The organism is Embleya sp. NBC_00896, assembly GCF_045207785.1.
Classification (GTDB): Bacteria; Actinomycetota; Actinomycetes; order Streptomycetales; family Streptomycetaceae; genus Embleya.
In genome coordinates this window covers 1,567,632-1,591,597 of record NZ_CP108777.1, presented here as the reverse complement: position 1 = coordinate 1,591,597, position 23,966 = coordinate 1,567,632, and the positions used below count along the sequence as shown (strand labels likewise).

Genomic DNA, 23,966 nt, shown 5'->3' with positions numbered 1-23,966 from the left:
CACCCCCTCGGAACCTGTGCGCGCCGTCCGCGGGGCCCTGCGCTGACACGGCCGCGACCGGCGGTGGGCGGATCCCACGTTCCGGACGCTAGAGAGCGGCGGTTTCGCGGACATCACGCCGCCCGGCAGTGGGCGTTACGTCGACCGCACACCGCCTCCGCGCGGCTGTGAACCGCCCGGTTCGTCGAGGCCGGGCGGGCTCGGGGCGCATCCGCGAGGATCTCGGTGCCGCGTTCGGGGCATTTGCGGGCCGCTGCTCGTGCCGCCGCGATCTGCGCATTCCCCTCGAATAGGGTCGAAAAATACCCGGTCGGGGATCCGCTTTCGGCCGCCGATGTGCGAGGTACCGCCCATGACGCTCAGCATCCGCAACCAGCTGTCCGCCACTGTGATCTCCGTGACGGCCGGCGAGGTGATGGCGACGGTCGACGTCCGCCTGGTCTCCGGCCGCGAGCTCACCGCCGCCGTCACGATGGACGCGGTGCGCGAGCTTGGATTGGCCGAGGGCAGCGCGGTCCGGGCCCTGATCAAGTCCACCGAGGTCGCGCTCGCGACCGGCCCGGTGGCCGGGTTGAGCATCCGCAACCGGATTCCCGGCACGGTGAGCGAGCTTGTCATCGGCGGCGCCATGGCCGGCGTCAAGGTGATCGTGGACGACGGCGTACTGACCGCCGCGATCACGGCCGACGCGGCGCAGGAGCTGGGCCTGAGGATCGGCTCGCCGGTGGTCGCGCTGCTGAAGGCGACCGAGGTCTCGCTGGCCACGATCGGGTGACGTGGCGGCTGGGGTGCCGACGCGCCGACGCGCCGACGCGCGGTGGTCGGGCGTCGGCGCGTCGGCGGTCATCGGGTCGATTCACGAGTTCTCGGCAGGTCACGTCCAGGGCGCCCGCACCGGTGCGGGCGCCCGACGGACGAGCAGGCCGGCTCGCCGTGCCACGGCTAGGTCCTTACCGCGGCTCCGGGGTGGGGCGGCCCAAGCGGGCCTCGATGGACTCGATCGCCTCGATGACCCGTGGGCGCAGTTCCGCGGCGCGAATGACGGCGTCGACGGAGCCGACCTCCACCGCACGCCGGATGTTGTGCACGCGGTCGAACTCCGTGGCCACCTCGCCCAGCTTCTCCGCGCGGACCGACGAGCGGAGTTCGTCGAGCTCCGCGGTCAACGCGGCGCGGTCGGTGCCGAAGGCGGCCGCGACGCGGGCCTCCAGGTTGCGCACGCGCGGATCGGCCGCGGTACGGGCGTTGACGTCGCCGGAGAACACCACCGCGGCGGCGGGGGCGCCACCCAGCACCGAGGCGAACGAGCCTTCCAGCGCGAGCACGGTCATGTTCGGGTTCAGCGCCTTCGAGAACACCACGAACGCGCCGCCGTGGTACCGCGAGATCACGCAGAACACGATGGGCCCACGGAAGTTCACGATCGCGCGGCCGATCTCGGCGCCGTACTCCAGTTGGAGCTTGCGCATCGACTCCGGCGAGCCGTCGAAGCCCGACAGGTTCGCCAGCACCACCAGCGGCCGGTTGCCGCTGGCCGCGTTGATCGCCCGCGCGGCCTTCCTCGACGACTGCGGGAACAACGTGCCCGCGGTGTAGGTGTCCGGCCCGTCGGTGGGCGGGAAGCCGCGCCGCGGCACCGCCCGTGACTCGATGCCGAGCAGGCACACCGGCATACCGCCCAGATGCACGTCCTGCACCGCCGCGGTGTCCGCGTCGGCCATGCCCGCCCAGCGTTCCAGCACCGGGTGGTCCTGGTCGGAGAGCGCCCGCATCACGGTCCGGATGTCGAACGGCTTCTTGCGGTCGGGGTTGGCCTCGGCGGAGAAGATCTCGCCGACGGTGGTGAAGTCGCTGTCCGCCACGGCGTGCGGGAAGCCGGAGATGTCGCGGTCGACGGGGTCGGTCGTCCCCACCCGCCGCGGCGCCTGCTCGCCGGGGGCGACGTACGTGTGGTCGTAGTACGACATCAGCACGTCCCGCGCGGCGGCCAGGTTCGGCGCCCAATACTGCGCCTGCCCGTTCGGACCCATCACCCGGTCGTAGCCGCCGATGCCGAAGTTGTCCTCGGCCGACACGCCGCCGGAGAAGTCCAGCGACTGCTTGCCGGTGAGCACCATCGCCGAGTCCGGCGTCATCACCAGGATGCCCTTGGTGTGCATGAGCATCGTCGCCTCGGCGTTCCAGTACGGCTGCGCGCCGACGTTGATGCCCGCGACCACGATGTTGATCTCGCCGCCGTCCTGGGTGAACTCGACGATCCGCTTGAGCGCCGCGGCCACCCAGTCCATGTTCTCGGTGCCCGACTCCATGGAGATCCGGGCGCCGGCGGACAGCGCGTACCACTCCAGGGGCACCCGCATCCGCTCGGCCAGGTCCAGCGCGGCGATCACACGGCGGCACTCCGGCTCCGACAGCGCGCCGAGCGCCTTCGTCGGGTCGCCCAGCAGCACGACCCTGGTGACGCCCTGGGGGTGCGGCCGGGTCGGCGTGGTGACCACGCCCGCGACGATCGCCGCGGTGTTGTGCCCCTTCGGCCGGTCGACCGGCACCAGCGCGTGGTTCTCGTCGAGGTCGTGCTCGACGAAGTCGCCGAGCAGACCGGTCAGCTCGTACGGGTACACCGTGTTGCGGCTGCTCGCGCGCAGCACCTTCTGCCGGTAGTCGTCGACCGGCTCGACCGGCTCCTCCGACGGCTCGCCGATGGTCAGTTCGGTGCCGCCGGTGGCGTCGAAGGAGATGCGCACGGCCATCTTGGTCAGCTCGCCGGTACTCCGGTCGCGCTGCCGCGCGATGAACAGGATCTCCTCCAGCCCGGCGCCCGCGGTCGTCGGCCGCACGCGCCCGGCGATCATCTCCAGCTCCGCACGGGTGAGGTCGCTCGGCGGCCAGACGTAGACCACGATCCGGTTGGTGTTGAACCGGGTCTTCGACGGTCGCCGCGACTGCGCGCGACGGATCGAGTCGAGGCAGGTGGCGACGATGTCCTCGGCCGTCGGCAGCGCGACCAACCTGCCGTCGTGCTCGCGCAGCTCGGTCAGGTCGCGCACCTGTGCGAACGCGACGAGGCGGTCGTCCGACGGGTTCTCCCGCGCCACGCACTGGAAGAGGTAGACCTCCTCGTCCGAGGACGGCAGCCGGGTGAGGTCGAACCCGCTCAGCCGCTCCATCTGCATCCGCTGCGCGATGTAGGGGTGCAGCCCGCGGATCAGCCGCTCCTCGGCCATCCCGGTGCCCGACGGGCGGAACGTGAAGTGGTGGTGCATCACCGCGCCGCCGCTGCCCGCGACGGTGGCCGTGAGCCTGCGGACCCGGCTCGGCAGCGGGTGCGCGCTCACCACCTCGTGCAGCGCGGCCGCCGTCGCGTCCGAGTCCTCCGGTTGGTTCTCCCAGGCCAGATAGATGTCGGCGTCGATGTCGTCCTCGCCGCTCCCCAGCTCCGCGAGCCCGCGCAGCGCGCTGCCCAGCGCCTCGAAGCCCACCGCGGCGGAGACCACGCACGAGCCCGCACGCTCGGCGACCACGTACGTGCAGCCCGCGACCTCGCTGGTGCGGACGCCGGTGAGGCCCTTGTTGCCGTAGTAGCGCCGAGTCAGCACCTCCAGCATGATCGCGTTGTCCAGGTCGCCGCGGACGAGCCGCTGGCCCAGCAGCCGCACCAGCGGCTCGGTGCTGCCCACCATCTCGGCGATCCGCTCGGCGCGGTCCGGCGTGTCCGGGTGCGCGTCCAGGTGGCGCAGGTGCTTGCGGACGCCGGCGTAGACGCGGGCGCGGTTGCGGCGCAGCAGCGGCCGGCCGAACCAGGCGAACACCACGCCGCGCGCGAGGTCGGAGACCACGGGGAAGCGCACCTGTGTCGCGGCCACCAGCCGCTCCAGCGCGAGACCGGCGGGCTCGCGCAGCGTCTCGTCCGGCGGCGCCTCGCGCAGCCACGCGCGCAGCAGCGTCGCGACGACCGTGGCGTCGACCGACGCGCGCTGCTGGGCGAGGAAGATCCGGAACACCGCGGCTTCGAGCTCGGGGGAGGGCTCCAGCTCGGTGACCCCGTAGTGCGCGAGCGCCTTCGCGAGCTTGGCCCGGAACGCCTCCGGCAGCCCGGCCCGCTCGACGTCGAGGCTTTGCAGGTAGCTGTGGAAGTACTCGCGGGCGCTGTGCAGGTGGCCTTCGCCGCCGCCGTCCTCGCCCGCCGGCCGGTTGCGGCTCAGCTCGGCGAGGTCGGCGAACATGTCGACGAGTTCGAGTTCCTGGGCCAACGGCCGGTGGCCGTCCTCGATGGCCGCCCGGCGCGCGGCGAGGTAGTCCTCGAGCACCCGGCGTTCGTCGTGCGGATCGACGTCGAAGCCCAGCAGCAGGCTGCGCAGGTCCTCCCGACCGCGCTTGGTGCGCTCGCGCACCGGGATCTCCCCGGGCGCGGCGGGCAGGTCCAGCTCGACGGACTCGCCGGCCGAGGTGTCCTCGGCCTCGGCGTCGTCGGCGGCGAGCGGCTCCAGCCGCAGCAGCGGCGCACCGGTGTCCACCTGGCTGCCCACGGACACGACGCATTCCTTCAGCCGCGCCCTGAACGGCGCCCGCAGCACCGTCTCCATCTTCATGCTCTCCAGCACCAGCACCGGGGCCCCCGCCTCGACCTCGGCGCCGACCTCCAGCGGCGTGGCGACCACCAGCGCGGGCGCGGGCGAGCGGATGACGCCGCCCTCGTCACGGCTGACCCGGTGCGTCACGCCGTCCACCTCGGCCAGGTGGATCGGCCCGTGCGTGCCGGTGAGCAGGCGGTACCGGGTTCCGTTGACGACGATCTGCCCGGTGTGCCGGTCGAAGCGCTCGAGCTCGACGTCGGCGGTGCGGACGTCGGCACCCGCTTCGATGCCGACGCGGAACCGATGCGCGCCGACCCGCGCGACGCGCACGCGGTAGCCGACACCACGCAGCTTGAGGTCCAGCGGGCGGCCGCTCTCGTGCTGCACCTGCGGGCGTCCGCCGAACGCCGTCGACAGCAGCCGCTGCCGCTCGGCGCGTTCCTCCTCCTCGTACGCCTCGATGGCGGCGGCCGCCAGCGCGACTGCGGAGTGCCGGTGCGAGACGAGCCGGCCCTCGCCGCGAACGCGGTCGATCCAGCCGGTGTCCGCACTGGCGTCGATCACCTCGGGCTGGTCGAGCAGGTCGAGCACGAAGCTCTTGTTCGTCGCGCCGCCCTCGATGATCACCGTGGTCCGCGCCATCGCCCGGCGCAGCCTGCCGAGCGCCTCGTCGCGGTCGCGGCCATAGGCGATGATCTTCGCGATCATCGAGTCGAAGTCGGCGGGGATGGTGTCGCCCTCGCTGACGCCGGTGTCCACGCGGATGCCCGGACCGGCGGGCAGGTCCAGCCGCACGATGCGGCCCGGGGAGGGCGCGAAGTCGCGGTCGGGATCCTCGGCGTTCAGCCGGGCCTCGATGGCGTGCCCGCGCTCCACCGGCGGCTCGCCTTCGAGCCTGCCGCCGGAGGCCACCCGCAGCTGCGCCTTGACCAGGTCGAACCCGGTGGTGGACTCGGTGATCGGGTGCTCGACCTGCAGGCGGGTGTTGACCTCGAGGAACGCGAACAGCTTGTCGCCGGGGTGGTAGAGGAACTCGACGGTCGCCGCGCCGCGGTAGTCGACCGCGATGGCCAACCGTTCGGCCGACGCCTTGAGCTCGGCCGTCTGCGCGGGGCTGAGCACCGGCGACGCCGACTCCTCGATCACCTTCTGGTTGCGCCGCTGCACCGAGCAGTCGCGGACGCCGAGCGCCCACGCGGTGCCCTGCCCGTCGGCGATCACCTGCACCTCGACGTGCCGGGCACCGGTGACCAGGCGCTCCAGGAACACGATGCCGCTGCCGAACGCCCGCGCGGCCTCCTGGCTGGTGCGCTCGTAGGCATCCGCCAGCTCGGCCTCGCTCGTGACCACGCGGATGCCGCGCCCGCCACCGCCCGCGGTCGCCTTCAGCATCAGCGGGTAGCCGATCTCGGCCGCCGCCGCCAAGGCCGCGTCCAGAGTCTCGACCGCACCGCGGCTCCACGGCGCGACCGGTACGCCGACCTCCTCGGCGAGCAGCTTCGCGCCGATCTTGTCGCCGAGCCTGCGCATGGCGTCCGCGCTCGGTCCGACGAAGGTGACGCCGACCTCCTCGCACAGCTCGGCGAACGCCGGGTCCTCCGCGACGAAGCCCCAGCCGACCCACGCGGCGTCGGCCCCGGTCTCCACCAGCGCGCGCTCCAGCGCCTTCAGGTCGAGGTACGGGCGCGCGGACGCGGGACCGAGGTCGTAGGACAGGTCGGCCTCGCGCACGAATGTGGCCGTGCGGTCGACGTCGGTGTACAGGGCGACGGTCTCGATCCGGGTCCCGGTCTCCGCGGCCAGCTCCCGGACGGCGTGGATGAGCCGCATCGCGGCCTCACCACGATTGACGATGGCGACACGACTGAACACCCGATCGAGCCCTTCTGTAGACCAATAATGCGCGCGCCGTGACACGGCGCCCCCCGAAGTCTTCACCATTTCGTCTACCGGGCGGCGACGCCATGTCGCAGACGGTGCACACTACGCGCCGTCAGTTGTGGGAAACGACCAAAAGCCGCCGGCCACCCGCGCCTGACCAGCGCATGTACGAACACACCGGTGGCAGGCGTTGGCGCCCTTCGACTGTGACACGAGGCGGGCTCGACGCGGATACCAGTACATGTCGAGAGGTGCGGGACATCGGGTACCCCCCGGGGGATCCCGCCCATGGCCCGCGCCGATCCCGTCCGACGGCACCGCGGCCCAGGGCTCATCCCCCGTCCCACGCCGCACCTCCGGCAGTCGATGCCGGGCGGCCGACTCCGCAGCCTGCAGAACAGCGGCGCGCAGCAGCGCGAGCAGCTTCGCGGAGGAAAAGGCGCGGAGGAAGAGGAGGGGGCAGGAGGTCCGGACATGGATCGCCCGACCCACTGCTGCACGGCAACGGCTTTGCCGGAGAGCGAAGTTCGCGGAGGAGGCGGCGACCGGCCTCGTGGCGGAGATCGGAGCGGGAGCCGCTCCCGATTCCCACCAGAAGGTCAGAACACGTCGTGGCTCCCCCAGTCGTGGCCGCATGGGGCCGGGGAGAGCCGCTTGCACTTCCCCAGACCATTCCTGCCGAGGACGAAGGAATCGCAGCCGCACCGGCGGCACGACGTCCCACCGTCCTCGTTGGGGTCCACGCCTGCCTCAAGCACCCGGGACCGCGCGTCGTCGTAGGCGCGGGCCGTCCACTGTCTTCCACGCGACCCGCTGGTCGGGTCGCTGTTCGACGATCTCGGCGTCGAACTCCCGGGTCACCCCGGCGATCTTGCGGCCGGGGAGCGTAACGCGGCGCGCGGCGCGGAACCTTCACCCCCTACAGCGGATGTCGGCGGTGGGCCCGGCCGGCCCGACGGCGACCGGAATCACCAGCCCAACGGCCAAAACGCCACGAGCGCGAACGGCGGATACGTGAACGGATCACCGTTCTCCGCCACGTACTCGTACAGCGGCACCCCCTCACCCACCGCACGCACCGCACGCACCGCACCGATGTACACATGCAGGTCCATCTGCCGATCCCACGACGGCAGATGCCACAACGAAAACCCGGACACACGAAGCGTCTTGCTGCCACAGCGGCAGCCCACCATGCCAACGACGGCCGTCACCCGTCGTACCACCAATCACGGGACAGGGCCCACCGGCCCGTATGCCGGACCGTCATGTCCGGATGTGACAGCAGACCGTCATTGTCGCCGCCGAGTAACGCGGGTCAAGATGGACCCATGTCCAGCACCCGCCGTGTCGTGATCGCGGTCTTCCCCGGCGTCGACCTCCTCGACGTCACCGGCCCTGCCGAGGTCTTCGCGCTGACCAACCGGGAGACTGGGGGCGCCGCCGGCTACCAGGTCGAGCTTGCGGGGCAGACCCGCGGTGAGGTGGCCACGTCGGCGGGGCTGCGGCTGGTCGCGGACCTGTCCTTCGATGAGGTGGACGGCGTGTTGGACACGCTGCTGGTCCCCGGGGCGGTCGATGCCGGCCCCGGCGGCCAGGTCGCCCGTGTGGACGACGACGTGGTGGCGTGGGTCGCCAGGGTCACACCGCTGGCCCGGCGGGTCGTGTCGGTGTGCATGGGCGCACATCTGCTGGCCGCCGCCGGGCTGCTCGACGGCAAAACGGCGACGACGCACTGGTCGACCGCGGCGCGGTTGGCGGCCGAGCATCCCGAGATCACCGTCGACCCCGACCCGATCTTCGTGCGTTGCGGCAGCGTGTGGACCGGCGCCGGGATCAGCTCCTGCATGGACTTGGCCCTGGCACTGGTCGCCGAGGACTTGGGCGACGAGGTCGCCCTGACGGTGGCCCGGCAACTGGTCATGTACCTCAAGCGCCAGGGCGGCCAGAGCCAGTTCTCGGTCCCGCTGAGTCGACCACCCGCGACCCGCCGCGACATCGACGATCTGCGGATGTTCATCGTCGACCACTTGGACGGCGACCTGTCCGCCGGCGCCCTCGCGGTACGGATGTGCCTGAGCGAGCGCCACTTCGCGCGGGTCTTCCGTCAGGAGACCGGGACCACTCCGGGCGCCTACGTCGAGGCCGCGCGGGTGGAAGCGGCCCGCCGCCTCCTGGAGGGCACCGACCAGCCCTTGGACCAGGTCGCCGCCGTGTGCGGGCTCGGCTCGGTGGAGACGCTCCACCGCGCACTGCGCAAGCGGATCGGCACGACGCCTGCGGCCTACCGGCGGCGGTTCCGCATGACCGCCTGACGCCTTTCTCCCCGATCCCGAGCCATACACGCGGGACGGCGATACTCGCTGACCGGCAACAACGCACGAGGCAGAACCACCATGACTGCCTCGCGGACCTCCGCGACGCCATCGGCCTGGACACCCGGTCGCCTTGCCTGCCGGCACCACCCTCGTCCTGATCGACTTCCAGACACCTACCGGACGGGCGTCATGGCGCTGGACAGCGCCCCCGCCGCCGGTGCCCGCCTCCTGGCCGCCGCACCCGTCAGCACCCAGGCCGTCGACGACGGCGGTGCGGGCACGCCCGACGACATCCGCGCGATCAGCGCCGAGCCCGCCGCGATCGTGGGCGAGGGGAACGGCATGACGGTCGACGACATCGGCGGGTTGTTTCTCCGCGAACCCTTGTCAGTTCAGCGAAACCCGATTACTCGGAAAAGGACAGCCGCCCATGCCTTTGCCAAAATCGTTGAGCCCGCTGCGGGAGCGCCCCTACCGACTCCTGTGGACCGCGCGCAGCATCTCCGCCATGGGCAATGCCCTGATACCGGTAACAGCGGTCTTCGCCATCTTGCGCTCGGGTGGCAGCGCCCTGGATGTCGGCACGGTGCTGACCTGCCAGGCAGTCGGCCAGGTGGTGATGCTGCCGGTGGGCGGGGTCTGGGCGGACCGACTGTCCCGCAAGCTCGTGCTGATGGCGGCCGACGCCATCCAGGCGGTCTGCTATGGCCTGCTCGCCGTGATGATATTCCTGGATCAGGCAGCGGTTTGGCAGTTCGCCGTCACCTACACGATCGCCGGCATGGCCTTCGCCTTCTTCACCCCGGCGTCCAGGGCCGTCCTACCCGAGCTCGTCGGCGCTGAGCATCTGCAGCCGGCGAACGCCCTGCTCGGCCTGACCGACAGCACCACCAAGGTGCTCGGCCCAGCCCTCGCCGCGCTGCTGCTGGCGATCTCCAGTCCAGGCACCGCGATGCTCATCAATTCCATCAGCTTCCTGCTGAGCTTCGCGCTGATCTCCCGAATGCACCTGCGCAGGCAGGCGCAGCGGTCCCAGAAACAGCACTTCTTCGCAGACCTGCGCGACGGCTGGTTGGTGGTGGCCCAGCGCCGCTGGTATCTGGCCAACCTGCTCTGCTGGGGCGTGTGGAACTTCGCGATAGCGTTCTTCTTCGTCCTGGGCCCGGTCGTGATGCAGAACGGCCATGGCGGAGCCACCGCCTGGAGCGTGATCATGATCACCGGCGCGGTGGGCTCCATCGCCGGCGGGCTGGCCGCGCTGCACTACCGGCCGCGCCGCCCACTGGTCGCCACGAACGCGGCCGGGGTGATCGGCTTCGCCCCGCTGGCGCTACTCGCTCCCCCCGCCCCGCTCTTCGCCATCGCTCTCGGCGTGGCTGTGGCCTTTGCCATGACCTCGCTTGTCGGCGAGGTCCTGGCGACGACGCAACAACAGCTCTTCCCCGAGGAGATGCTGGCCCGCGTCAGCTCACTGGACTGGATGATCTCGTTGATCGCCATGCCCGCCGGCTACGCCGCCGCCGCGCCAGTCGCCCAATTCCTCGGGATGCGCACGACCCTGCTGGCCGCCGCGGCCCTCATCGGCACACCTTGCCTGCTGCTGAACCTGCTGCCCGGCGTGCGCTCGGTCCAGCGCTTCCCCGACGGCACCATCGGCATCACCGGCGCGCGAAATACCGATGCGCCCCTCCCCGGAGCCCCATTCGCTCCCTCGCCGACGGTCTCGACCGGGACTCCTGGTCCATCGGGTCAGTGAGCCGGCCCGTTGCGCCCCGGTACGAGGTCCCGTCGAGATACCGGGCTTCTACGGTGCGGACCAACCGGTGGGCAGCTTGCCGGCATCTGTGTGAGCAGAAGCGACCCTCCGGCTCAGGTCCAGGTGCTGAACCACATGCGGTCCAGCCACGCGCTTCGACCGATCGTCTCGCCGGCGAGGATCGGATAGAAGTACAGGAAGTTCCAGGCGATCAGCGCGATGATCGCGACCACGCCGGCGGTGCCCCACGCGCGTCGCCGTTCGCCGGCCCCGGGTGGGCCGAGCAGTGCGCCGAGCATCATGGTCACCGCCAGGCACAGGAACGGGACGAACGCGACGGCGTAGAACAGGAAGATCGTGCGCTCTTGGAAGGCCATCCACGGCAGGTAGGCCGCGCCCAGGCCGCACAGGATCGCGCCCGCGCGCCAGTCGCGTCGGCCCGCCCAGCGGAACAGCATGTAGCCGACCGCGATCACGCCGGTCCACCACAGCAGCGGCGTCCCGATGGCCAACACGGTCTGGTAGCAGTCCTGCTCGGTGCACCCGGCCGTGCCCTGGTGCACGATCTCGTTGGAGTAGAGCACCGGCCGGCCGAGCACCGGCCAGCTCCACGGGTTCGACTGGTACGGGTGCGGAGCGTCCAGATGGGTATGGAACGACCACATCTCGGCGTGGTAGTGCCACAGGCTGCGCAGCGGCGCGGGCACCCACGTCATGCCGAACCGAGGCAGCGGGATCCCGAGGACCTCGTCCGGGGACAGGCCGGCCCGGTCGTCGGCCCAGTGCCGGAAGTAACCGCCGTCGGTCATGAACCAGCCGGTCCAGGACCAGATGTAGATGGCCGCGGCGATGGCGACGGTGGACAGGAAAGCGAACAGTGCGTCGTGGCGTAGTGCGGCGCGGTAGGGCCGGCGCGCGCCGCACGCGCGGCGCGTGCCGACGTCCCATAGAACGGTCATGACGCCGAACGCGGCGACCACGTAGAGGCCGCTCCATTTGGTGCCGCAGGCCAGGCCGAGGCAGATGCCGGCCATGATCCGCCAGGGGCGGAGACCGAAGGTGACGGTGGCGGCGTGGGCGGCGTCGGGGCCGGTCTTGAAGAGGTGGGCGGCCATCGCCCTGGTGTCGTCGCGGTCGATCAACAGACAGCCGAACGCCGCGAGGATCCAGAACATCAGCACCAGGTCGAGCAGCGCGGTGCGGCTCATCACGAAGTGCAGGCCGTCGAGCGACATCAGCAGTCCGGCGACGCAGCCCAGCAGCGTCGAGCGGAACAGTCGGCGGCCGATCCGGCACAGCATCAGCACCGACAGCGTACCGAGCACCGCGAGCGCGAAACGCCACCCGAATGGCGTCAGCCCGAAGAGTTGCTCGCCGAGCGCGATCGTCCACTTACCGATCGGCGGGTGCACGATGTACGAGCCCTGCGTTTGCAGGACGTCGGTCTGCCCGGCCAGGATCTGGTCGTTGGCCACCTTGTCCGGCCAGGTGCCTTCGTAGCCGAGTTTGAGCAGCGACCAGCCGTCCTTGGCGTAGTACGTCTCGTCGAATATCACCGCACGCGGCTTGCCGAGGTTCCAGAACCGGATGAAACCCGCGAGCAGGGTCACCAGGATGCACGGCAGCCAGCCGCCGCCGGTGTACGCGCTGTTGTCGGTGTACGACGGCACGAGCCGCTCGCGCAGCGACGTCGGCCGGTCCCCACGCCGTAATCGGGCCGGCGACCAGGCCCACCCCCGAGCCCCGGCCTCGGCACGTGCGGCACCGGTGCTGTCGGGGAACTCCGCATCCCTCTCCGGTAGTTGCTTGCGGGTCGGCTGACCGGTTGCCACGTCACTCGTCACCCGGGCATCGTATTGATGTACGAACCAGCCGATTGCCGGCCGATGCCCGGGATGCGCCATGCCTACGTGGGGCCGTCCGCCTCCGCAGGGGGGCCGTCCAGGGCGCAGCGTGCCGAGCGGACCTCCCTGCGGACGTCGGTGAGGGCGTCCTCGGTCTCCTCCGTCGGTTCCGGCTCGAGCGGTGTGGCCGGATCACCCGTGCGCATCGAGGCGGCCAGGGACCGGAGTTCGGCCGCGATGTGGGCGGCGGCCTCCGGGGATGCCGGCGGCGCGCCGTGGGCGGTGCGTACCGCCGCGGCCGTGCCGGTCTCGATCACCCGCTCGACCGCGACCATCAGCGGCCACCACGCCGCCGCGCGGGCCCCGGCGGGCGGGGGTTCGCCGAGGGCGCGTTGGAACTCGGTGCGGACCGCGGACAGGTCGCGGTACAGGCGGCGACGCATCCGGGCCCGCGCCGCCTGGTCGGTGGCCTCGTCGAAGGCGCACTCGATGTAGACGGCCGTGTCCTCGACGGCCGTGGCCAGCCGCGCGCCGACTCGGGTGTGCCAGCTCTCCGGCCACAACGCGTACCCCGCGACCAGCACGATCGCGCAGCCGATCAGGCTGTCCAGGAGTCGCGGCGCGAGCAGGTCGACGCCTTGGTGCCCGAGCATGTCGGACAGGAGCAGGACCAGCGGCGTGATCACCGCGGTCTGGTAGCCGTAACCGCGCCGGGACAACACCGGCAGCGCCGCCGCGAGCACGCACACGACCGGCACCTCCCACCCGCCGCGCGGGACGAACTCCAGGATCACGCCCGCCACCACGAGCCCCGCGGCGGTGCCGAGCGCGCGCAGCAGGGCGCGCGAGAAGACCGACCCGAAGTCGGGCTTGAGGACGAACGTGACGGTCAGCGGCACCCAGTACGACCGCGGTACATCCACCGTGGACACCAGCGTCTGGGCCAGCCCGATACACAGCGCCAGGCGCAGCCCGTAGCGCCACGACTCGGCCGACACCAGCAGGTTGCGCGCCCCGGCGGCCACTCGCTCGGGCAGCGCGACGGGCCGGCCCACCCGGTCGGGCGCCCTGCCCGCGCCGGACAGCGTGTCCAGCACATGCGCGATGGCCGCGTCGACGGCGCGATCGGTGGGCTCGGTGGGGGTGGGCTCGGTGGGGGTGGACTCCGTCGCGGCGCGCTCGGTCGCAGTGGGCCGCTTCGCGCCGATCCCCGGCGCGTCCCCGGCGGGCACCGTACCCCCGCGCACCGCCTCGGCGATCCCGCGGACCGTGCGAACGTCCTCCTCGGGCACGCGGCGACCCGCGGCGTGCACCGCGGTGGCCGCCTCCACCAGCAGCGTCACCGCGTTCAGCAGCGCAACCAGGCGCGACATCCCGCGACTTCGCCCCGGCGCCAGCGCACGGCGGCCCAGCAGCAGGTCGTACGCGTGGTTGAGGGCCAGCGTCACCTCGGCCCGGGAGTCGTCCCAGCGATCGGTCCCGGCCATCGCCAACAGCTCGGCCGTCACGTCGTACGCGTCGGCCACGGCGGCCCGTTCGGGGATGCGCGAGCGCGCCGGCCACGCGAGCAGCGCCATGGCCAGGATCAGCGCCGATCCGACCAGGGTCAGCATCGGCGCGCGCCACCACGGCGTGGGCATCTGCAGCCCCGCCCCGATCACCGCCATCAGCAGCAGGTTGAGCCCGGACGCGGAGGCCACCGCGCCGATCGTGCTGATCATTCCCGCGACCAGTGCCACCACGGTCAGCACGACGACGGCCGTCCAGCCGTGCCCGTACTGCGCGCTGCCGAGCGCGAGCCCGATCGCGCCGACGATCTGCGGCACGGCGATGTTGAGGACACGCAACCTGTACGCGTCGGCGGTGTCCCCGAAGACCGCACCGAGCGCGCCGAGCGCCACCAGCGCGCCGGACGTGGTGTCGCCGACGATCACCCCGATGGCGACCGGCAGCCCGATGCCGATCGCGGCCCGCACGGCGGCGGCCTTGGGCATCGGTCCGGGATTCGCCCGCAGGGTCAACGCGAGCCACTCGGGCGGCGCGAAGCGACTGGGCCGCGTACCGCTCGTATCGTCACGTTCGGTCATGGTCATCACAGGATCCCGAGCGCGGCGAGGTGGGCTGAACAGGCGCGCGGAGCCGGACGAGTACGGCATTCCACGCGCAGAACACGATACCGACCACGACACGCACGCCGACGACCGCCCCGGCCGCACCCCGAGTCAGTCCGTGGCGCCGCCCTGGGGGTCGGCGGACCTGCGCGCGTACACGTACAGCTGCTCCTCCGGGCCCGTGTCGGGGTGGTTCGGGTGGAACACGCTGACGCCCTGGTGGAGGATCTCCAGGCCGGTCGCGCGCAGCCGGTCCATCAGCACGTCTGTCCCGTGGCTGGTCACCCTCGCCCGCTGCCCCATCCACTCGATCTCGACGCCGTCCACCTCGGCCGGCACCGTCGCGAACACCAGCAGTCCCCCGGGCGCGAGCCGCTCGCCGAGTCGGGCCAGCTGCGCGTCCAGGTCGACCCTGGGCAGCTGGAGGAACGAGAAGAACGCGCACACCGCGTCCCACGCACCGGCGTCGTCCGCCAGATCGCGCGCGTCCAAGTGCTCGAACGTGGCACCGGGAACCCGGGCGCGAGCCAGCTCGACCATGGTCGCCGAGACGTCGATCCCGGTGACCCGATGGCCGGCGGCGGCCAACCGCTCGGCGGTCGGCCGGCCGGTGCCGGAGCCGATGTCCAGCACCTTCGAGCCGGGCGCGAGGGTATCGATCAGCCAGTCGAGCGCGGCCAGTTGCTCGGGAAGGCCCGCGAAGGCCGTCTCGTACGTGGCACCGATGGCATCGAAGAGGACGGCGGCCGGGGAGGCCGCGCCGTGCGCGAGCGGGGACGGGTGGGCGGGTTCGGAAGTCATGCCGGACGGCGTCCTTTCTCCGGTGGAACACGGCGAACAGGGCGATGGGGGCCGCACATCTGCACGCCTGCATCTCTACACACCTACGTACCTGCGTACCTGCGTACCTCATACCTCTGGGTGCTGCGTACCTGCTACCTCATACCTCTGCGTACCTACCGCCGCAGCAGCAGGCCCCGAATGAACGCGGCCTGCCCGGCGTGCTGCAGGTCGTCCGAGATCACGCTGACCAGCCGCACACCCAGGGTGACCGCGGGGGTCCATCCCTCGTCCACGACGCGGTCCAGGTCGGCGGCCGAGAGCCCGCGGACGTAGCCGATCGTCTGCTCGTGCACGGCGTCGTAGTAGCCGGTGAGCAACGCGGCCGAGTCCACCCGCACCGCGGCCACGTCCTTGGGGCGGTGTCCGTAGCCGGTCGCCCCGACCCTGAAGGGCAGTTCGAACCGGCCGTGCCAGTCCTGCGCCGTCCACACCTGCTCGATGTCCGCGACATCCGAGACGTGGTCGTCCTGGACCCGGGTCAGATGCCAGATCAGCCACGCGATCGAGTTCGCGTCGTCGTCGAGCCGCTCGGCCAACTGCGCGGCGGTCAACCCTTCGACCGCCTCGTGGACGGCCTCCCGCACCCGGCCGAAGGCATCGACCAATAGATCCGCGCTGTTCATCGAACTCCTCGTTGTCATCGATCTCGGCGAAATCCCCGGCATCGTCGGAACCTTCGATTCGATCTCGTCGACCTCGTCGATCTCGTCGTCGCGTGGCCGGCGTCACCGGGCACGGGTGACCGCTCGATTCTGTCGCTCCTCGGCGCCGTCGCCGGGCGGACGCGCCGGACCGGTCGGCAGTTGGGGTCGAGGTCGGGGTCGAGGTCGGGGTCGGGGTCGCCGTCGGGGTCGAGGTCGGGGTGGTGCGGCCGCCTCTACTCCTGCCCCGCCTGCTCCCGGTCGTACACCTCGCGCGCCGCCGCGATCGTCGGGCCGTGCCGCTCGGCCCAGCGGACCAGGCCGGTGAGCGACGCGGTCAGCTCACGCGCGACGTCGGTGAGCGTGTACTCGACCTTGGGCGGCACGGTCGGGTACACCGTGCGCCGCAGCAGGCCGTCGCGCTCCAAGCGGCGCAGGTTCATGGTGAGGATGCGCCGGCTGATACCCGGAACGGCGCGCTCCAGTTCGGTGAAGCGGATCGGCCCCTCCGCGACGGACACCAGGATGCCGATGCTCCACTTCCCCGCGACGTGGTCGAGGGTCCCGACGACCTGGCAGGCGTTCGCCCAGGTGATCTCGACGGGGTCGGTCGAATCCTGCTCCGGCGCACCCGCGCGCGGATCGAGAACACCCGTGACCTGGACGGGAACCTCCGTGTTACTCCGGGACATGAAAGTGCCTCCTTCCGCGAACGGCCATGGTCACAAACAATCACCTCAGGAACAACAAGGAACCGACCGGACGCGAGGACGAGATCCCATGAACGCCATCGAAGCACCGCAGCACGCATCCACCGCGACCGACACCACCGTTGCCGACGGCACCACCACGACGGGCGCCACCACGACCGGCGCCGACGAAGCCCCCGCCGGCCCCCCGCCCCGCCCGCTCACCGAGGACGAGGTGATCGCGATCCTGGCCCGCGAGCAGTTCGGCACGCTCGCGACGATCAAGCGTGACGGCCGACCGCACCTGTCGAACATGCTGTACACCTGGGACTCGGCCGAGCGGGTGATCCGCTTCTCCACCACCGCCGACCGCGCCAAGCCGCACCACGTGCGCCGCAACGCCAACGCCGCGCTGCACGTGTCCGGGGGCAACGTCTTCTCGTTCGCGGTCGCCGAGGGCGACGCGGAAGCCACCGAGCCCACCACGACGCCGGGCGACGCCACCGGCCGCGAACTACTGGCCATGGTCGCACCGGAGTTCCGGCCCGCGGACGAGGCGGTGTTCTTCGCGGGGGCGGTCGCCGAGCGGCGCCTGGTGATCCGACTGACGGTCACGCGGCTGTACGGAACGGCGCTGGACATCCCCAACGCATAGGCTGCGCGTGCGCGGGTGTCTGGTGGGCGGCCTGCGGCCCGCTTGTCCTCAAACGCCGGACGGGCTGGATGTGAACGCTCCTTCCAGGATCAAGCTGCGGTCCGAGGATCAGGTCGGCGGCCTGCGGCCCGCTTGTCCAGCACGATGTTCTGCCGGACCGTCAGCGAGGGCAGCAGGTTGAACGTCTGGATCCTGGCCGTTCGGTTGTCGCCCCGTGCTCGTTCGGCGCGGCCGGCAAGGGCGCCGGGCAGGCCCCGTTCGGGTTGGGTGTGGATCCTTGGGGGCTTTCCGTATGCTCCTGATCATGGTGAGGTTGGAGCGACTCCGGGCTGATCACGCGCCCGCCCTGCTGGCCTTCGAGCGGGAGAACCGGGAGTTCTTCACCCGCTCCATCCCGGATCGCGGGGACGCGTATTTCGCGGAGTTCGCCGTCCGTCACCAGGCCCTGCTCACCGAGCAGGACACCGGTCTGATCCACTTCCATGTCGTCCTGGACGAACACGGTGCCCTCGTCGGCCGCGTCAATCTCGTGGATGTCGCCGACGGCGCCGCCGAGTTGGGCTACCGCGTCGGCGCGCGAGCCGCCGGCCGGGGTGTCGCGACGGCGGCGGTCGAGGAAGTGTGCCGCCTGGCCGCCGCCTACGGACTCTCGACGCTCACGGCGATGACCACCCTGGACAATCCGGCCTCCATGGCCGTGCTCGGAAAGAACGGCTTCGCCGCAGTGGAGGATGTCGAGATCAACGGCCGACCCGGCGTCCGATACCGGAAAGTCCTCCGGGACCGAGGCCACGGAGCCGATTAGGATCGCCCCCGTGCGAGTGGTGATCGCCGAGGACCCGGAGTCCCCCGACAACCCGCTGTTGTCCGCGAGTGCCGGGCGGGCCGATTCCGGCCGCAGAGCGGGCAGCGGTACCCGCAGGACCATGCGTGTGCCGGCGAGGGTCGCCGCCCGAAATATCACCAAAGCGACGTTATGCTATAGAGGATTCCCGTAGGAGGCGTCCACATGTCGCCGTTCAGCGAACAAGGCCATCCACGTGATCTCGTCGTCGGCTACGAAACCCGCGAATTCAGTGGCGCGGCCCTGGAGTTCGCCGCCGCACTGGCCCTGCGGCTGAACGCCCGACTGAGTGTCGTCCACGTCGAGAACCCCTTGGACCATCCGTCGGACGCCGACCTCGCCGGATCGGACCTGGAAACGGAGTACGTGCGGATCTCCCTCGGCCATCACCGCGCGTGCGTGGACCGCATCCTGGCCGACTTCCCCGGTGAATGGTCCTACCGCAACGAGACGGGCGACCCACTCCACCGCCTCAACGCGATCGCACGCGAGTGCGACGCCCTCATGATCGTGATCGGCGGCCCGGGGGTCGGCCCCGGGACCCTGGTGCACCGGCTGTTGGACCGCTCCGTCGCCAAGGAAATGGCCAAGCACGCCGACCGGGCCGTCCTCATCGTCCCCGGCCACCGCGTCGACAGGGACACCACCGGGACCTGAACACGAGCACGACCACGCCGGCACCGAAGCCGGCCCGCGACCTCACTTGGCCTCCGCGTACGAGTTCACCACCACCGGCACCAGCGGCAACCGCACCGGTGTGTCCCCGAAGACCAAGCCCCGGGCCTCCTCCGCGGCCTCGCCGATCGCGGTCGCGACCTGTCCCGCGAGGGCGAGCGGAGCGTGCACGATGATCTCGTCGTGCTGGAAGAACACCAGGTGCGGGCGCCCCTCCGGGGACCCGTCCAGCGGCGTGAGCCGCCTCCGCAGCGCCGCGAGCAGCGCCAGGGCCCAGTCGGCCGCGCTCGCCTGGATGACGAAGTTGCGGGTGAACCGCCCCCGAGCCCGCGCCGACCGCGCCCCCGCGTCGTCACCGGCCTCGCCCCCGCCCGCACCGCTGACCCCCTCGGCGAGGTCGAGCCATTCCGACGACGGCGGCGGGCAGGTGCGGCCGAGCCGGGACCGCACGATGCCGCCCTCCTCGCCGGTTCGGGCCGCCGCCTCGACGTACCCCATCGCGTCCGGGTATTGCCTGCGCAGCGTGGTCAGGAGCGGGCCGATGTCGCCGCTGGTCTGGCCGTACATCGCGCCGAGCAGGCCGAGCTTGGCCTTGGCGCGGTCGCCCTGGAACGCCGCCTTGGCGAGCGCCTCGTACAGGTCGCCGACCGCCGCGGAGCGGGCCAGGCCGGCGTCCTGGGAGAGCGCGGCCAGGATGCGCGGTTCGAGCTGGGCCGCGTCGGCGACGACCAGGCACCAACCGGGGTCGGCCACGACCGCGCCGCGCAGCACGCGCGGGATCTGCAACGCGCCGCCGCCTCGGCCGGCCCAGCGGCCGGTGACCACGCCGCCGACGACGTACTCGGGGCGGAACCGGCCGGCCCGTACCCAGGTGTCCTGCCAGGCCCACCCGTGGGCCGCGTGCAGGCGGGCGAGTTCCTTGTACTTGATCAACAGGTCGGCCGCCGGGTGGCCGATGTCGCGCAAATACCACGTGCGGGTCGAGGTCAGCCGGACGCCCTGATCGGCGAACGCCTTGAGCACCTGCGTGTGCGAATCGGGGTTGAACGGCCGACCGCCCAGCGCCTCGCGCAGTCGCTCGGCCAGTTCGGCGATCCGCTGCGGCGGTGCCCCGGACACGCGTGGGCGCGGCCCGAGCAGCTCGGTCAGCAGCGCGTCGTGCACATCGATCCGCCACGGCAGCCCGTCGGCCGCCATCTCGGCCGCGACCAGGCCGCCCGCCGACTCGGCGGCGACCAGCAGCCGAAACCGCGACCGGCGCCCGTCGTCCTCGATCGCGCCGATCCGGCGCAACTGGTCGGCGTGCACCGCGACCACCGCGTCGAGCGCGTCGGCCCCGGCCGGGAGCCGCAGTCGGTCCGGGACGAACAGGCTGTCCTGCGCGTCGGCGACCCCGATCGGCAGGTCGTCCGGGACGGGGAGGCCCTTGAGTCGCGCCCACGCCGCGCCGAGCGAACGCGGTTCGCCGAACCGGCCCTCGTGCGCGAGCAGCAGCGACTCGACCAGCGCGAGGTCGTGACAGCGCGCCACCCGGGCCGGCAGCAGCGGCGCGTACGCGTTCTCCGCCGAGGCCCACACCCACCGCGGCGGCACCGGCAGCGCCTCGTACCCTGCGACCGCCCCGACCAGGTCGTCCACGTGCACGGCCGGTCCGAGCGCGGCCCCGTCATCCCGCAGCGGCCGCAAACGCCCGCCGTGCCCGTACGCGTCGGGCGCCACCGCGACTCGCGGCGCGAGCGGCGTCACCCCGTGCCCCGGACACCCGACGGGGAGCGGCCGACCCACGCGGTACCTCCGAAGCCATCCACGGCGACCCTCCTCTCGACGCATCCGATGCGGACGAATCACCCACAACCGACAGACCCGTCGACCGGCAAACACTACTCGCCGCCCCCGACACGACCAGGCACGACCAGGCACGACGCGAATGCGGCCGGGCGCTTGCCGGGTCGGGCGACGTCCACCCGGACGTGGATGGCCCGGGCGGGCCCCGTGGGGGATGGTGGTGGCATGGACCAGGAGCGGCGGTTCGACACGTGGGCGGCCGGGGACGCGTACGAGCGGTACATGGGCCGGTGGAGCCGTCCGGTCGCCGAACGGTTCGTGGCGTGGCTCGGCTGCGGAGCCGGCTCGCGGTGGGTGGATGTGGGCTGCGGCACGGGGGCGTTGACCGCGACGGTGGTCGGCCGGTGCCGGCCCCGGACGGTGGTGGGGGTGGACCGGTCCGCCGGATTCGTGGCCCGGGCCCGAGCGACCGCGCCCACGCCCGCGTGCTACGTCGTGGCCGACGCGCTGGCGCTGCCCCTGCGCGACGCGACGTGCGATGCGGCCGTCAGCGGACTGGTGCTCAACTTCTTCCCCGCGCCCGGCGCGGCGCTGGCCGGTACGCCCACCGCCGCCGCGCTGACCGGCCTGTACACGGTCGCGTTCGGCGCGTCACACCCGTTGGCCAAGAAGATCGGCGCCTGGCCGTCGGTGTTCGCCGTCGCCGGTACCGTCGCCGCCGCGTCCTACACGCTCGCGGACCGCAAGGCGTAGGCGAGCCGGCACTTCGTGGCGCGACCCGCGCTCCGGGAATGCCTCGAGTTGTCCGGTGGATGGGACGGTCGGGTGGGTTTCCGGCACCCGACCGCCCCTCCATGGACATCGGACGGTCGGGCCGAAAACCTGAGCGCTCAGCGCCGAACGGGTGACCGAGCATCGGGATGGCCTGCCCGCGATGCGGCCGACACGGGGAGCGGACATCAAGCCGTCGAGGGACGAGGATCCGGCCCGGCAACGTCGAGGGCAACAGGAATCGATCCGTAAGAATGTTCGATGTCCGGGTCTGGTTAGGGGATTTGCTCCGCATTACGCTCGACGTGCGGCGTTGCTCAGGGGGGCGCGATGCAGTCGGCGGGTGGGTCGATGGGGCGGCTGGCGCGGGACGCGCGGGCGCGGGAGCGGGAGTTGTACCGCGAGTGGGTGGCCGCGCGGCGGTTGGCGCGGCGATTCGAGGCCGCGTCGGAGGCGGAACAGCGGGTGGCCGCACACCTGTTGATGCTGACCGGGTACGGGTGGCGGCTGCTGGTGGATCGGCGTTGGCCGGGTACGCGCGCGGCGAACGTGGACCTGCTGCTCGTCGGGCCGGGTGGCGTGTACGTCGTCGACGTCAAGAACTGGCGCGCCGAACCCCGGGTGGTGGGCGGCCGATTGCTCGCGGGAGGCGACGGTCGGGACCGCGAGGCCGCCAAGCTGCTCGCGATCACCCGGATCGCCGAGGAGGCGGTGGGCGCGCTCGGGGTCTCGCCGGTGGCGGTCGTCCCGCTCATGGTGTTCGCCGGGCACCGCGTCGACACCGCGCTGCGCCGGATCCGGCTGCTCGGCGAAGCGCAGGTCGCGCCGCATCTGGCGGGGCTGCAGCCCAGGTTGGGCGCGGAGTTGGTGGCCACGATCGCGGATCACCTCGAGGAGGTGTTCCCGGTGTACGAGGAGACGCCCGAGGACGCCGCCGGGCTGCCGTCCGCGCTGCTCGCACCGCCCGATCGGTCCGATCCACTCGACCGGTCCGGCCTGCCCGACCCACCCGGCCAGTCCGACCCATCCGGCCCACTCGACCCACCCGACCGCTCCTTCGATCCGCGTGCCCTGGCCGCCGCGACCCTACGGGCCGCGCTGCTCGCGCCGATCGAGCAGTGGATGACCTACCTCGATCCGGGCCAGTGCGCGCTGGTCCGGACCGACTGGGCCGGACCCGCCCGGATCGCCGGCGCGGCCGGGACCGGGAAGACGGTGGTGGGCCTGCATCGCGCCGCGTACCTGGCCCAGCGCGGCACCGGCCGCGTGCTGTACGTGACCTTCACCGCCAACCTGCCCCGCGTACAGCGCACGTTCCTCGCGACGATGGCGCCCGTCGCCGTGGACCGGGTGGACTTCCGGCACATCCACGCGTGGGCGCTCGCGTTCCTGACCAGGCGGCACGGCGCGCCCGGCCGACTCGACCCGGTCGGCGCGTCCGCCGCGTTCGACCGGGCCTGGGCCGAGATCGGACGCGACGGTCGACTCGCCCGGATCGCGACCTCGTCCGCCTACTGGCACGACGAGATCGACCACCTGATCAAGGGCCGCGGGATCACCGAGTTCGCGGAGTACCAGCGGCTGCCTCGGCACGGGCGCCGGACCCGGCTGTCCCGCGACGGGGATCGCGAGGCGGTGTGGCGGTTGTACGAGCGGTACGAGCTACTACTACGTACGGAGCGGATCTGCGACTTCAACGACGTCCTCGCCGCCGCGCTCCGCGAGGTCCTGCTCCGCCGGGAGGCACCGGCCTACGCCGCGGTGATCGTCGACGAGGTGCAGGACCTGACGCTCGTGGGAGTACGCCTGTTGCACGCGCTGGTCGGCGACGTCCGCAACGGCCTGTTGTTGATCGGCGACGACCAGCAGGCGGTGTACCCGGGCGGGTTCCGGCTCGCCGAGGCTGGGATCGTGATCCCCGAGGAACGCACGCACATACTGCGCCGCAACTACCGCAACGCCCCGGAGATCGTCCGCGCCGCCCTCGCGGTCGTGGCCGGGGCCGGGGCCGGAACCGACTCCGCGGATCTCGATCACGACGCCGAGCCCCCACCCCGCGTCACGCACTCGCACCACCCCACACCCGCCGCCCACGACGCCGCCTTGATCGCGGCTCTCCGGGACCGCCCGCGCGCGTGGGCCGACACCGCCGTGCTGTGCCCGTCCCGCGACGAGGTCACCCGCTGCGCCGAGCTGATCGAGCGGGCCGGAATCCCCGTTTGCCTCCTGGCGGAGTACGACGGCCACCCCACACCCGGCGTCAAGGTCGGCGGCTACATCCGAGCCAAGGGCCTGGACTTCAAGCACGTACTCCTACCGAGGTACGACCGGGCCTCCCCCGGGCCCTTCCGAACCGGCGCCGCGGCCCGCGAACGCGCCGAGCTGGCCCGCCGTCGCCTGTTCGTCGCCATGGTCCGAGCCCGCGACACCCTGTGGCTGGGCAGCGTCGACCAGCCGACCGCGGCGCCCTCTCGTACGCCGTCGCCCCGGCCAGGTCGCCCGAAGCCGGACGACTCCCGGTCGTGACGACCGAACGCGGCCCGTGACCCGGGACCGGCCCGACACGGACGTCGGGGAGA

At 72.0% G+C, this 23,966-nt stretch carries 17 protein-coding genes and 1 pseudogene; 8 read left to right on the top strand and 10 right to left on the bottom strand.

Annotated elements, in window-relative coordinates; all coding sequences use genetic code 11:
* The first annotated feature begins 352 nt into the window (after window positions 1-352).
* Window positions 353-775 carry a TOBE domain-containing protein gene (locus OG928_RS40420; protein ID WP_331766992.1) on the top strand — a complete coding sequence of 141 codons (423 nt, stop codon included), beginning with the start codon at window positions 353-355 and terminating at the stop codon, window positions 773-775.
* Between the two features lie 175 nt (window positions 776-950).
* On the opposite strand, the gene OG928_RS40415 is transcribed toward OG928_RS40420, so the two are convergent.
* The 3 genes and pseudogenes from OG928_RS40415 to OG928_RS40405 form a co-directional block, all read right to left on the bottom strand.
* Window positions 951-6,446 (bottom strand): carboxyl transferase domain-containing protein, encoded by a 5,496-nt coding sequence (locus tag OG928_RS40415; RefSeq protein ID WP_331766991.1) that lies wholly within the window; start codon window positions 6,444-6,446, stop codon window positions 951-953.
* Between the two features lie 792 nt (window positions 6,447-7,238).
* Window positions 7,239-7,328, bottom strand: a pseudogene (locus OG928_RS40410) (cyclase); the annotation flags it as partial.
* A gap of 95 nt (window positions 7,329-7,423) precedes the next feature.
* A complete protein-coding gene (locus OG928_RS40405) occupies window positions 7,424-7,570 on the bottom strand; it encodes a hypothetical protein (protein ID WP_331766990.1) in 147 nt (48 codons plus the stop codon).
* A 216-nt stretch (window positions 7,571-7,786) separates the two neighbouring features.
* On the opposite strand from OG928_RS40405, the gene OG928_RS40400 reads away from it, so the two are divergent.
* A complete protein-coding gene (locus OG928_RS40400) occupies window positions 7,787-8,770 on the top strand; it encodes a DJ-1/PfpI family protein (RefSeq protein WP_331766989.1) in 984 nt (327 codons plus the stop codon).
* A 176-nt stretch (window positions 8,771-8,946) separates the two neighbouring features.
* Here the strand turns inward: OG928_RS40400 and OG928_RS40395 are convergent, their stop codons facing one another.
* Window positions 8,947-9,132 (bottom strand): hypothetical protein, encoded by a 186-nt coding sequence (locus tag OG928_RS40395; protein ID WP_331766988.1) that lies wholly within the window; start codon window positions 9,130-9,132, stop codon window positions 8,947-8,949.
* A 71-nt stretch (window positions 9,133-9,203) separates the two neighbouring features.
* Between OG928_RS40395 and OG928_RS40390 the strand changes: the two genes are divergently transcribed.
* The gene (locus OG928_RS40390) at window positions 9,204-10,529 is read left to right on the top strand and encodes an MFS transporter (protein ID WP_331766987.1); all 1,326 of its coding nucleotides are present in this window, start codon (window positions 9,204-9,206) and stop codon (window positions 10,527-10,529) included.
* 113 nt (window positions 10,530-10,642) lie between these two features.
* Here the strand turns inward: OG928_RS40390 and OG928_RS40385 are convergent, their stop codons facing one another.
* The 5 genes from OG928_RS40385 to OG928_RS40365 form a co-directional block, all read right to left on the bottom strand.
* Window positions 10,643-12,373 (bottom strand): phospholipid carrier-dependent glycosyltransferase, encoded by a 1,731-nt coding sequence (locus tag OG928_RS40385; protein WP_331766986.1) that lies wholly within the window; start codon window positions 12,371-12,373, stop codon window positions 10,643-10,645.
* Between the two features lie 62 nt (window positions 12,374-12,435).
* Entirely contained in the window at window positions 12,436-14,466 is a 2,031-nt protein-coding gene (locus OG928_RS40380; protein ID WP_406291614.1) for an FUSC family protein, read from the bottom strand.
* 129 nt (window positions 14,467-14,595) lie between these two features.
* Window positions 14,596-15,285, bottom strand: a complete 690-nt coding sequence (locus OG928_RS40375; protein WP_331766984.1) for a class I SAM-dependent methyltransferase — start codon at window positions 15,283-15,285, stop codon at window positions 14,596-14,598.
* Between the two features lie 155 nt (window positions 15,286-15,440).
* Window positions 15,441-15,950 carry a mycothiol transferase gene (locus OG928_RS40370; RefSeq protein WP_331766983.1) on the bottom strand — a complete coding sequence of 170 codons (510 nt, stop codon included), beginning with the start codon at window positions 15,948-15,950 and terminating at the stop codon, window positions 15,441-15,443.
* 254 nt (window positions 15,951-16,204) lie between these two features.
* The gene (locus tag OG928_RS40365) at window positions 16,205-16,660 is read right to left on the bottom strand and encodes a helix-turn-helix domain-containing protein (RefSeq protein ID WP_331766982.1); all 456 of its coding nucleotides are present in this window, start codon (window positions 16,658-16,660) and stop codon (window positions 16,205-16,207) included.
* 88 nt (window positions 16,661-16,748) lie between these two features.
* Here OG928_RS40365 and OG928_RS40360 point away from each other — a divergent pair, with 88 nt between their 5' ends.
* The 3 genes from OG928_RS40360 to OG928_RS40350 all read left to right on the top strand — a co-directional run bounded on the left by OG928_RS40360 (window position 16,749) and on the right by OG928_RS40350 (window position 18,813).
* Window positions 16,749-17,312: a PPOX class F420-dependent oxidoreductase gene (locus OG928_RS40360; protein ID WP_331766981.1), complete on the top strand. Its 564-nt coding sequence runs from the start codon at window positions 16,749-16,751 to the stop codon at window positions 17,310-17,312.
* A 304-nt stretch (window positions 17,313-17,616) separates the two neighbouring features.
* Window positions 17,617-18,117, top strand: coding sequence for a GNAT family N-acetyltransferase (locus tag OG928_RS40355; RefSeq protein WP_406291610.1), 501 nt, complete (start codon window positions 17,617-17,619; stop codon window positions 18,115-18,117).
* A gap of 204 nt (window positions 18,118-18,321) precedes the next feature.
* The gene (locus tag OG928_RS40350) at window positions 18,322-18,813 is read left to right on the top strand and encodes a universal stress protein (protein ID WP_331766980.1); all 492 of its coding nucleotides are present in this window, start codon (window positions 18,322-18,324) and stop codon (window positions 18,811-18,813) included.
* 42 nt (window positions 18,814-18,855) lie between these two features.
* Here the strand turns inward: OG928_RS40350 and OG928_RS40345 are convergent, their stop codons facing one another.
* Window positions 18,856-20,661 (bottom strand): bifunctional 3'-5' exonuclease/DNA polymerase, encoded by a 1,806-nt coding sequence (locus OG928_RS40345; protein ID WP_406291608.1) that lies wholly within the window; start codon window positions 20,659-20,661, stop codon window positions 18,856-18,858.
* Between the two features lie 180 nt (window positions 20,662-20,841).
* On the opposite strand from OG928_RS40345, the gene OG928_RS40340 reads away from it, so the two are divergent.
* Window positions 20,842-21,369 (top strand): methyltransferase domain-containing protein, encoded by a 528-nt coding sequence (locus tag OG928_RS40340; RefSeq protein ID WP_331766979.1) that lies wholly within the window; start codon window positions 20,842-20,844, stop codon window positions 21,367-21,369.
* 348 nt (window positions 21,370-21,717) lie between these two features.
* A complete protein-coding gene (locus OG928_RS40335; RefSeq protein ID WP_331766978.1) occupies window positions 21,718-23,913 on the top strand; it encodes a UvrD-helicase domain-containing protein in 2,196 nt (731 codons plus the stop codon).
* The last annotated feature ends 53 nt before the right edge of the window (window positions 23,914-23,966 follow it).